Raw genomic sequence first — 10,253 nt, forward strand, 5'->3', positions numbered from 1 at the left:
TAACGGACATTTAATGCCTAAAAACGATAGCTGACAGGCTGATCTTATAGTTCAGCGCATTGGTCAGTGCTCGCCTGCATGATCGAACCGACTTCGCACATCAAGAACCACGCTCCGGCTGCGACAGCAAACAACGCTATCCTCACCGAAGGTAGTCGTCGAGCCGGGCGCTACCGGCACGTGACGCCAGCCCGCTCTGCAGGGGCCACAACGTCGGCACGCTATGTTTGGAAAGCGCCAAATCGAGTACGTTCGACTGCGCTTCGTCGAATCGCGACTGTGCAGCCGGAGGACGCCCAGCGAACGCCGGCTCATCCGATCTCGGTAAGGAGCCTGGCTTCGCCTGCCGGCTGGCAAGGGTTTAAGCGATGGATCATTCACCTGCCGAGGCCGTCCCCGAATGTCTGGCTATGCCGGTGTCGCTTGCCCACCAGGGGCGGCTTGGAGTGGCTCCATCTGCGCCCAAGATCCACGCCATGACGGTTTCGGCTAAACCCGTCTTCCACCAGGCGCTACTCGCCGAGAAGATCGGGAACCGGTGCCGATTAAGCCGTTGCTGTCCGGTTTAGGTGGGGCCGCTGCAAGCCGCCCCTGGGTGGGGCCAGCGACACCGGCATAGCCAGATGTCGAGCTCAGGTGAAGCATCCCCGTTTTGGTGAGGCGGCCTGTCATGCCACCCCCGCCGCCCCGTAATCGTATTTTGAGCACATAACCGTCTTTGCGTCGCTCCCGGAGTATGCGGCTGTGGAGGCCACATGCATCCAACCCGGCGCATGCCGTTCGCGTTTGACCGTGGGCAACATCGCCGGCCAGTGACGTGGCCTCGCCGACGGTGAAGAGCGGGATCGACGTGGTGCGTACGGCCGGTGACACCAGCGAGTCTCGCGAGAGATTCCGAGTTTGGAGCTTGATTACGGCCGTGCGGTTCACTCGCTGGCCGACGTGCCGATAGGCCAGGGACGGCTGGGAGGGATCCGGTACCCGTGTCAGGGGGGCGATGCAGTGCAGCTCGTGGTTGACGACGGGACCGTGGACGACGCAGCGCTCACGATGCGAGTGATACAGGAGCGCCTCGTGGAAACCAGTGCTTCAGCCGATCGTCGACCTGGCCTCTGGTGCCGTGGTCGGGGTCGAGGCGCTCGCGCGTGGCCCGGCCGGCACTCCGCTGCAACTTTCCCCCGACCGGTTGTTCGCGGCGGCAGCCCACGCGGGCCTGCTGGGCGCGATGGACATGCTGTGCGCCGAACGCGGGCTGGAGGCAGCCCTGATGATGCGGAAGCCTCCGCCGCTGGTCTTCCTCAACGCCGAACCGGCCGTGGTGGATCAGCCGCTGTCTGCGAACCTGCGTGCATTGCTGTTCAGCGGCCTGCCGTTCCGGGTCGTCACGGAGTTCACCGAACGGGCGCTGCCTACGGTGCCGGCTGCGTTGCTCGACATCGCGGGGATCTCGCACCCCCTGGGTAATGCCATCGCCCTCGACGACGTCGGTGCCGACCCGATGTCGCTGGCATTCCTGCCACTGGTCGATCCGGCCGTGATCAAGCTGGATATGCACCTGCTGCGGCATCCGTCCGCCGTGGTGACGGCCGAGATTTGCTCGATGGTGAGCACTACGGCCCGCCGCACCGGTGCCCGCATCATCGCCGAGGGGATCGAGACCGCCGCAGACATCATGACAGCCAGGTCTCTCGGCGCGTACTGGGGACAGGGCTGGCACTTCGGCCGGCCGGCGCCGCCGGCTGACCTGTACCTTGATGATGTCGCTACCACGGACGGACTGCGCCCCTGCCCGCCCTGGCTGGCATCAACCCGCCGGAAGCTCGTATGAGGTTGCTACAGCCGCCGGATGTCTCCATGTCGATGACGCCGCGGCCCGACGAGCGATGGAGCGAGTGGCCACCGCCATCAACGACCAGCGGCATGCGGTCGTCCTCGGCTCCTACTGCACGTCTGAGGTTCTGGCCCGCTGGCAGCCACAGGTCGATAGGGTGAGCAGTCTGGCCCTCTATACCGCCCTGCTCAGCCCTGGTTGCGACGCCGTTCCGTTCGTCGGCGAAGGATGCCTGGTTGCCGTGACCCGGGAGCACTCGATGGCGCTGTGCCACCGAGTCGACGGCTACATGCTGTACACCGATGATCCAGACGAGGTGGCCAGGATCGGCCGCGTCATTCTGCAGAGAATCAAGGCGCGCCGAGTCGATGACGCGTAAATCGACTAGCCCCTGCCGGTTCAGGTTGAATCCGGTGATTTTAGAAACGCGGTCTCCTGCTACGCCTCTGCACACCATCTAATCTGTAATTTTTCTAGATAATTTTGCAATTAAACAAAAATTGTCGGGTTCGAGGTGGCGTTCCGGGTGGTCGTGGCTACGGAATGTGTCGATTTTGGTGGAGGCTCGTATGTCAAGTCCCGCGGTGGACGCCTTCGTGGAACGCGCGCGAGTCCGCCTACATAGTGACAATGGCCGAGCGCCCCGAGGGCCCCAAGTAGCGGTAACACGGTCTCCATTGCCGGAGAATCGAGGACTATCCGATATAGCCATGGGTGCGATTAGGGCGCGCATGAAGGCGCGGAGAGTCAAGTAGCAGTGCCGCTGTGGAGGCGGGTGGAGCCGGAAACGCCGGCCGCGAGGGCGCGCCGCGAGGGCAGGCCGCGATCTACCTTGCCTGGCTGAACCTCCGCGTTCTCGGCTTGGGCGGTAACCCAGCGTCGTTCCTGCTCGCCCGGGCCGGCATCGCCCTCAATGCCGGCCCGGGCTTCAGCGTCGGTGGCACCGAGCACGTACGGCTCAATCTCCAAGCCCTCGCCCGAACCGAGCATCGAGAGGGGGCGCCGGACGTCGCCGCCTGCGCCCCTATCTAGAGGGCGGAGGACATAGATGTCCAAAGGAGTCCGCGAGAACCCGATCCGCTCTGACTCCATTAGGCCCACCGAGGTGCCCACGGCAGTATCCGGACACCGGTCAAACGCCACCGCTATCGGCCGAAACTCTCCGCCTGGCAGAAGAAGGTCAACCGGGCTCACGCCCGGATCCGAGCCAACGGCGAACGCACCAACACCACCCTCAAAACCTGGAAGATCCTGACGCAACTCCGTTGCAGCTCACACCGGGCAACCCAATCGTCCAGACCATCCTCGCCCTGCACCACGTCGGGAACCCGGCCTACGGAGGATGAAAAGGGCTCGTCATAAGAAGCGCGGACGAATTCTTCTTCTAACCAATTTTGCCTGCCGCAGTTCATTCGGCCCGGATTGAGATGGACTTGGAGCTATTCCGCGCTGCGGTGACCGGCAGAGCGCGTGCCAGATGAGAGCCGCTCCAGCCTGCGGTGGGCAGCCGACTGGAGAGCGACTCCGGCATGAAGGAAGTCCCGACTTTGTCGGCGCCTTGGCCTCGGACGGCGGCGCCGGCGGCGGAGACGGCGTGCGGCTGGTGACCACCGGAAGGGCCGCGGCATCACGCCGCGTTGAGCTTCTGACTCCGCTCCGAGAAGATTTCTCGCCCGTCCTGGTGGCGGGGTGAGAGTGGTGCTGCCTGCCGTGCCTGCCCGGCGCGGTTGTCGTCGGTATCCGCCGCCGATGAGACCTCAGTGGGCCTCGCACTCGTGCCGAATAGTGATCGTACAGTCGTGAGGCTCGAGGAGATGGGGCCACCATGGGCTTCTGGTCCGACCTCAGTGTCAATATTAAGATCCTGGTGTCAATCAGTGTCGCCGCCCTGGTCGCCCTGTTGGTCGGGCTGATAGGGCTGAGTGCGCTCGCGGACACCAGTGCGGCAGCGCAGCGAATCTATAGTGGCAATCTGGCGGGGGTCTCCGCGCTAGGTGTGGCTCGGAACGGGATCACCCAGTCCCGGCTCGATCTGGCACTGCACGTGGTTTACCCCGACCGGAAGTCCAAGGACGAGTTCGAGGAAATGTTCGCCGGCGATCTCGCTGTGGTCGACAGCGGTTTCGCAGCGTACGAGTCGGCAGGTCCAGTAGTGGACGCTGCGACCGTCGCGAAGGTGCGGGCGGGTTGGCGGGACTACGTGACGATTGCCCAGAATCAGCTCATTCCGGCTTCCCAGAACAACGATCTCGCCACGTGGGGGAAGATCCGTACCGAGCAGGTCGGCCCGGTGGTTAAGGAGCTGACCGAATTGCTCACCGCGATCGGTACGGCGGAGCAAGTGGCCGCCGCAGCCGACGCGTCGAGAGCTGCGGACGCCTATCACGCAAAACGCATCGAGGTCATAGTGATGCTGGCTGCCGGTATAGCGCTGGCGCTGGCGCTCGGCGTCTTTGTGGCTCGGACCATCGTTCGCTCGTTAAAGCGGGTCATTGCGGTATGTGAGGGTCTTGCCGACGGCGACCTCACCCGCCATGCCGGCCTGACCTCCAAGGATGAGCCGGGCCGGATGGGCCGCGCGTTGGACGCGGCGGTCCTACGATTGCGGGAGACAGTCGGCACGATCGGTGGTTCTGCGATCACCCTGGCCGGGGCGTCCGAAGAACTCTCCACGGTCAGTGCCCAGTTGCAGGCCGGCGCCGCCGGTGTCGCCGACAAGGCCGGCTCGGCGAGTTCGGCCAGTGAGCACGTGAATGCGGGCGTCCAGTCGATCGCGGCCGGCGCTGAACAGATGAGCGCGTCGATCGCCGAAATCGCTTCGAACGCCGCGCATGCGGCTCGGGTCGCTCAAGAGGGCATAACGGTCGCCGAACGCACTAACAATCAGGTCGCTGAACTGGGTGCGGCCAGCCAGAAGGTGGGTGACGTGGTTCGCTTGATCACCAGCATCGCCGAGCAGACCAATCTGCTGGCGCTCAACGCCACCATCGAGGCGGCTCGTGCCGGGGAGCTCGGCAAGGGTTTCGCGGTGGTGGCCGGTGAGGTCAAGGAACTCGCTCAGCAGACGGCCAAGGCCACCGAGGAGATCACCGAACGGATCGCGGCTATCCAGGAGTCCAGTGCTTCGGCGGCCGCAGCGATCGGTGAGATCACGCTGGTCATCGAACAGATCGGCGACTACACCACGACCATCGCCTCGGCCGTCGAGGAACAGACGGCTACCACCGGGGAAATGAGCCGGTCTGTCTCCGAGGCAGCCACCAGCAGCGGTGACGTCGCTCGGACCGTCTCCGGGGTAGCCGAGGTCGCCTCCGCCGCCGCCGACGGTGCCCTTGCCACTCAGCGAGCCGCCACCGACCTGACCCGTCTCGCCGGGGACCTCACCGTCCTCGTCGGCGGCTTCCGCCACTGATGTCAACGGCCTATGGGCTCACCCGGCCCACCTTCGAGGACGCCCGTGGTGCCGTGTACAGGGTTCATCAGTCGGATGCCCCGCGCCTCTGGGCGGAACTGATCCGGGCGGCTGGGCTCACCGGGCAGGAACCGGACGCTCTCGATCGCCTACTGCCGGTGATGACCGCAGCCGATCCGACGACCCGGCTCTGCGCGGTCGCCCTGCAGATCCGGGTCACTTCATACGACTGTCTGGCCGCGGCCCTTCTCGAATTAAGGAGCCAGGAATGAACACCGAACTCTTCGACCGGCTCGGCATGCCGGCACGGATCAAAGAAATCGCCGAGTACGATATCTACTCCACTGACCTGCGCGCCAGACTCGACACGCTCGCCGAATGCAGCGCCCGGCTGGTTGAAGCACCCGTCTCGCTAGTATCGGTCGTGCTCGACACGTCCCAATTCATCATCGGATCGTATGGGGTCTCCGGGTGGGTTGCTTACGCCCAGGGGACACCAGCGGAATGGGCGATATGCACTCACACCGTGCTAGCCGGGAAACCCTATTGCGTGGTCGACGTGCTGGAGGATCCGGAACACGCCGAGAACCCACTGGTGCGGATGACCGGGATGCGAAGCTATCTGGGAGTGCCGTTAATCGGTTTCGGCGGGCAGACTCTCGGCGCGATGTGTGTGATCGACGCCCGGCCGCGGGTCTTCACCGATGTCGACAAGGCCGTGCTCGACGACGGGGCCGAGCAGGCGATGAAGCTGCTCGAGGCGCATCGGGTCTGACGCGACGACTCGCCGTTTCCGCTAAAACTGCAACGGCACCTATTTTGATCTTCTTCTCCAGTGGCAGTGCCGGGCTGGCCGTTGCCGGTGGCGGCGGAAGCGTGACGAGGCAATGAGCCCTTTTCATCCTCCGTGGGCCGGGTTCCCGACGTGGTGCAGGGCGAGGATGGTCTGGACGATTGGGTTGCCCGGTGTGAGTTGCAACGGAGTTGCGTCAGGATCTTCCAGGTTTTGAGGGTGGTGTTGGTGCGTTCGCCGTTGGCTCGGATCCGGGCGTGAGCCCGGTTGACCTTCTTCTGCCAGGCGGAGAGTTTCGGCCGATAGCGGTGGCGTTTGACCGGTGTCCGGATACTGCCGTGGGCACCTCGGTGGGCCTAATGGAGTCAGAGCGGATCGGGTTCTCGCGGACTTCTTTGGTAGCCCCGGCGTTCGACGCCTTAAGACAAGACGGGAGCCGTGGCAGGACCCGATCCGCTTTGCACGATCGGGTTCGGTTGGATCGGTTCGTGGTTCGAGCCCGCCGACACGGAGCATCCCTCGCTTATCCGGGGCCAGGAGCCCTCGACGTAAGACGGGCAGCCGTGCCGGTCGCTGGGATCAAGGACGGCTCATCGGATGTCAGGCCATCGGGCCTCTCCATTAGGGCGCCGCGTGATCCCGATCAGGGCGAGGAGTTGCTGGCCGATGTCGGCGACAGCAGCGACTGCCCGATACCGGTGGCGATCGAAACGCCGCGTGGCCTGTTGGTCGCGGCGCTGCGTGCCACCGGTCGCGGGATCTACCCGATCAACCTGATGGCCGTTGCCCGTTATCGGGAGCGCTACTCGGTGTCGGGTAAGAAATCGGACCATGCCGACGCTGTCGTGCTGGCGAACATCCTGCGAACCGACCTGCACGTGCGCCGCCCGCCGCCCGCCAAACTCGCCCGCTCGATCGCGGTGCTGGCTCGCGCCTGCCAGGACGCGACGTGGCGGCGCACTCGCGCGGGTAACGAGCTGCGTCGCTGCTGCGCGAGTTTCTACCCGGCGATGCTCGAAGCCGCCGCCAACCGCAGCGAGAACCTGGCCACCCCGCTGACCTGCGCCTTGATCGAGCTCGCTCCGACTCCCGCCGCGGCGCTCACGCTGGCCAAGGCCCGCATCGCCGCGGCACTGCGCCGGGTCGGCCGGTCCCGCAACATCGAGCAGGTCGCCGCCGAACCCCATGCGATCATGCGCCGACCGCATCTGCGTCAGGACCCGCTCGTCGAGCAGGCGATGGTGTCCAGGCGTTGCGGCTGCTGGCCACGCTGACACGGAGCGCGAGAGCATCGAGCACCTGTCAGCTGCCGTCGAGACGGCGTTCCAGCAGCACCCGGACCACGACGTCATCACGAGTTTCCCCGGCATCGCCGCCCAGGCCGGTGCCCGGCTGCTCGGTGAGATCGGCGACGACCGCAACCGTCTCGCCGACGCGCGATCGCTGAAGGCCTTCGCCGGCGAAGTGCCGGTGACACGTGCTTGCGGCCGTAGCCTGGTGTCGCAACGCCGAATCAAGAACGACCGACTCGCCGCGGTCGGCTTCACCTGGGATTGTCGGCACTTAACCAGTCACCCGGTGCGCTGGCCCACTACGATCGGCGCCGGGCCACCGGAGACGGTCACGCCGCTGCCTTCCGCCGCTTCCTCGGCTGCCTGCAAACACGGCAGCCCTATCGAGAAGCGACAGCCTTCCCGATCGCGACCACCGTCGCGGCTTGACAGGCACGCCTATCGGACGTCTTGTCGGCTAACGTCATCACCTTCGCACCGGTCAAGGCGTCGATGATGGTATGGGTGCGCGCCGCGGTCAGGTCGTGGACGACGCCGGGCAGCGCAGCTGATGCCCAGACGAGCCGACCTGCCGCATCGGCTATTAACTGCACGTTCACGCCGTGACGGCGGTGTCTCCCCGAGTAGTGGGGCTTGTGGTCGGCGACCCGGTCGATGGGGATGAGGGTGCCGTCGAGGATCGCGTAGGCGAGCAACCGGATCTTTCTCATCGCCGCTTCGAGGTCGTCGGCGGTAGCGGCGAGCAGGTTGATGGCCTCGCGGGCTTAGCGCCAGGCAGTCGTCACGCCGATCTCAAAACCGCAGGCCAGGCGAGTCAGGGTGTCACCGTGACGCAGGTGGAGCGAGAGCAAGCAGGGCTTGCTGGCCGGTCCAGGCGCCGCCACTGGGACCGGTGCTGGTTGCGGTGGGTCCGGATGAGGCCAGCGGCGAGGCGGCAAATCTGATGCACTGGACCCGATCCATGCCGCCCGGGCAGTTCTGGCTGCCGACCACGTCGCGACACCTCGCAGTGACGGCGACCAGGAAGCTTTGCGTCTGTTGCACGTTTGCAGCCGCCATTACAGCGACACCCGTACCGCTCGTCCTCTGTCGGCTCAGGGGCTCTGTCCCTGCCGTGACCTGTACCGTCACGATGAAAAAGGCTCAATGAAAGGTGACGAAGAACTCATTCCCCTCAGGGTCGGAAAGCAGCCATCGGGGATCGTTATTGTTTGCCTTTGAAAGAACTTTAGATCCCATTTTGATCAGATCGAAAGGGTTGCTATCCCGGGCTAGGACTTGCCAGCGCATCCGTCCTCCAAAAGATTCGAGGCCGGGCACTTGGTCGAAGACCATGTAATCCCATGGAAAGTAGGGCGATCCTTCAATCACTGAAGCGTTTCCCTCGTCGGTTACTTGGCCACCGAGTACGCGGCCCCACCAGCGAGCCAGGCTATGGGCGTCGGAGCACTTAACGACCAACTCGAAGATGCCAGCAGGCCGGTCATCGACAGCCGGGTAGGCGCAAAACTCATTACCCTGAGGATCTACCAACACATACCAGGGTTCCCCGCTGGGCTCCCGGACAATCTGGGCACCCGATGAGACCAAATAATCGGGCTTGGGACCTGACAAGCGGAGATCGACATGTACTCGGGAGCTGCTGGGGGGAGCTACGTCGACTGCGCGGATGCGCAAAATTTCCGTCACAGGTCGGCCTGGCCCAGGGAGTACTTGCATCCGCTCGCGGTCAGCGCGACCGTTTAACGCTACCTGCCAAAATTCAAGCGCTTGCCGTGATCTGGTTGTTTCAAGATTCAGTCCATCAAATCGGGCGACTGGGTGAGTGAACCGGCGCAGGATTTCGGAGACCATGCCCGCCTGTACCACATACCGAGATCGGTCAAACTCGATGAGATGCCCCGAAAGAATGAAAAACTATCTATAGCTGGGAGATTCATGCCCCACGGGCTCCTCGGTTGGACCAGATGATCCTACAGGTCGGAGAGTTAGGTGTCCGGTTTTGCCCGTATATGCGCAATTCCGACGCCTGCTGTTAGTCGGGTCTGAACTGTGGAGTACGGGTCAGGCACTCCTTGCTGCCCGCACGTCAGCACGGACCAGAGAGTCGTCCCAGATGGCACGGCCGATCAGATCCTGCATCCCGCCGGGCCCGTCATCGCCGGCGTATTCGGCGATCGTCCAGCAGTTCTTCGTCGGCAGCAGCGCGAGCAGGCCCGCGACGAAATCCCGGACCCGGCGACGGGACTCAGGCCGGGCGAAACGTGCCTCGATCGTGTCCATCAGCTCGCCGAACAGCCCGGACCATCGCTGAACGTCTACTCTGTAGGCGGCAGCCACCGCCGCGTCTCTTGTGGTCCACACAACCGCTGAGACTTGACGGTGGCCGCTTGCTGTCCACGGACAAAACCGCACCGTCACCGCAGCCTAGAACGGATCTCCTGCTGGAGTACTAGCCGCCTTGGAAGAATCTCAAGACATGCCTCAGTTTACTGAATACCCATAGCCACACCTATGGCCCCTCGGGGAACCGCCGGCACGGCACGACCATTCCCATCTCGCAGGCTGGCTGCGACTTTGGTTCGGCTTTAGTGGGGCTTTGGCGCGGGATCGCAGACTTCCTTCTGAGCCCCGAAGGAGGTGATTGGAATGAAGAAGATCACGATTCGTAAGACCGCGCCGGTGAAGCTGACCTCGGCCGCCTGCTCGACCTACCCGAGCAACGCGTGACCCGTGGGTGTGGGCACGGCCGAAGGGCCGTGCCCGCACCCCATCCGCCACGGCCGAAGGAGGCGTTCGTGGATCCGACGTTGCCCGAGACGGCGTACGACCGTCCGTTGGCACTGCATCCGCTGGTGTATCTGGTGGAGGGCGACGAGGTCACCATCGGTCGTACCGACACCGATTCGTATGCGATCTTCCCCC

8 protein-coding genes and 4 pseudogenes are annotated in these 10,253 nt (G+C 64.3%); 8 read left to right on the forward strand and 4 right to left on the reverse strand.

All coding sequences use genetic code 11. From position 1 onward, the window contains the following. Positions 1 to 1,084 precede the first annotated feature (1,084 nt). From Aco03nite_RS50160 to Aco03nite_RS50185, 6 genes and pseudogenes are all read left to right on the forward strand, one after another. Positions 1,085 to 1,828, forward strand: coding sequence for an EAL domain-containing protein (locus tag Aco03nite_RS50160; RefSeq protein WP_203809922.1), 744 nt, complete (start codon positions 1,085 to 1,087; stop codon positions 1,826 to 1,828). 64 nt (positions 1,829 to 1,892) lie between these two features. Beyond that, positions 1,893 to 2,210: a hypothetical protein gene (locus Aco03nite_RS50165; protein WP_203809924.1), complete on the forward strand. Its 318-nt coding sequence runs from the start codon at positions 1,893 to 1,895 to the stop codon at positions 2,208 to 2,210. 719 nt (positions 2,211 to 2,929) lie between these two features. Then, positions 2,930 to 3,177 (forward strand): annotated as a pseudogene (locus Aco03nite_RS50170) (transposase family protein); the annotation flags it as partial. 479 nt (positions 3,178 to 3,656) lie between these two features. Then, positions 3,657 to 5,243, forward strand: a complete 1,587-nt coding sequence (locus tag Aco03nite_RS50175; RefSeq protein WP_203809926.1) for a methyl-accepting chemotaxis protein — start codon at positions 3,657 to 3,659, stop codon at positions 5,241 to 5,243. A gap of 53 nt (positions 5,244 to 5,296) precedes the next feature. Next, positions 5,297 to 5,515: a hypothetical protein gene (locus Aco03nite_RS50180; RefSeq protein ID WP_239146103.1), complete on the forward strand. Its 219-nt coding sequence runs from the start codon at positions 5,297 to 5,299 to the stop codon at positions 5,513 to 5,515. After that, positions 5,512 to 6,018 carry a GAF domain-containing protein gene (locus Aco03nite_RS50185; protein ID WP_203809930.1) on the forward strand — a complete coding sequence of 169 codons (507 nt, stop codon included), beginning with the start codon at positions 5,512 to 5,514 and terminating at the stop codon, positions 6,016 to 6,018. The genes Aco03nite_RS50180 and Aco03nite_RS50185 overlap by 4 nt, the downstream gene beginning before the upstream one ends. Positions 6,019 to 6,141: 123 nt before the next feature. On the opposite strand, the pseudogene Aco03nite_RS50190 reads toward Aco03nite_RS50185, so the two are convergent. Continuing rightward, positions 6,142 to 6,389: pseudogene (locus tag Aco03nite_RS50190) on the reverse strand (transposase family protein); the annotation flags it as partial. A 210-nt stretch (positions 6,390 to 6,599) separates the two neighbouring features. On the opposite strand from Aco03nite_RS50190, the gene Aco03nite_RS50195 reads away from it, so the two are divergent. Together Aco03nite_RS50195 and Aco03nite_RS54965 are read left to right on the forward strand one after the other, a co-directional pair. Then, positions 6,600 to 7,310 carry an IS110 family transposase gene (locus Aco03nite_RS50195; protein WP_203809932.1) on the forward strand — a complete coding sequence of 237 codons (711 nt, stop codon included), beginning with the start codon at positions 6,600 to 6,602 and terminating at the stop codon, positions 7,308 to 7,310. Further along, positions 7,222 to 7,824, forward strand: a complete 603-nt coding sequence (locus Aco03nite_RS54965) for a transposase (protein WP_203809934.1) — start codon at positions 7,222 to 7,224, stop codon at positions 7,822 to 7,824. The genes Aco03nite_RS50195 and Aco03nite_RS54965 overlap by 89 nt, the downstream gene beginning before the upstream one ends. Here the strand turns inward: Aco03nite_RS54965 and Aco03nite_RS50205 are convergent. The 3 genes and pseudogenes from Aco03nite_RS50205 to Aco03nite_RS54975 form a co-directional block, all read right to left on the reverse strand. Beyond that, positions 7,778 to 8,304: pseudogene (locus tag Aco03nite_RS50205) on the reverse strand (transposase family protein); the annotation flags it as partial. The gene Aco03nite_RS54965 and the pseudogene Aco03nite_RS50205 sit on opposite strands and share 47 nt — an antisense overlap. 167 nt (positions 8,305 to 8,471) lie before the next feature. After that, entirely contained in the window at positions 8,472 to 9,182 is a 711-nt protein-coding gene (locus Aco03nite_RS54970; protein ID WP_203809936.1) for a VOC family protein, read from the reverse strand. Positions 9,183 to 9,410: 228 nt separating this feature from the next. After that, a pseudogene (locus Aco03nite_RS54975) lies at positions 9,411 to 9,611 on the reverse strand (IS701 family transposase); the annotation flags it as partial. Positions 9,612 to 10,253 lie beyond the last annotated feature (642 nt).

This window comes from Actinoplanes couchii, assembly GCF_016862075.1.
In the GTDB taxonomy this organism is placed as follows: Bacteria; Actinomycetota; Actinomycetes; order Mycobacteriales; family Micromonosporaceae; genus Actinoplanes; species Actinoplanes couchii.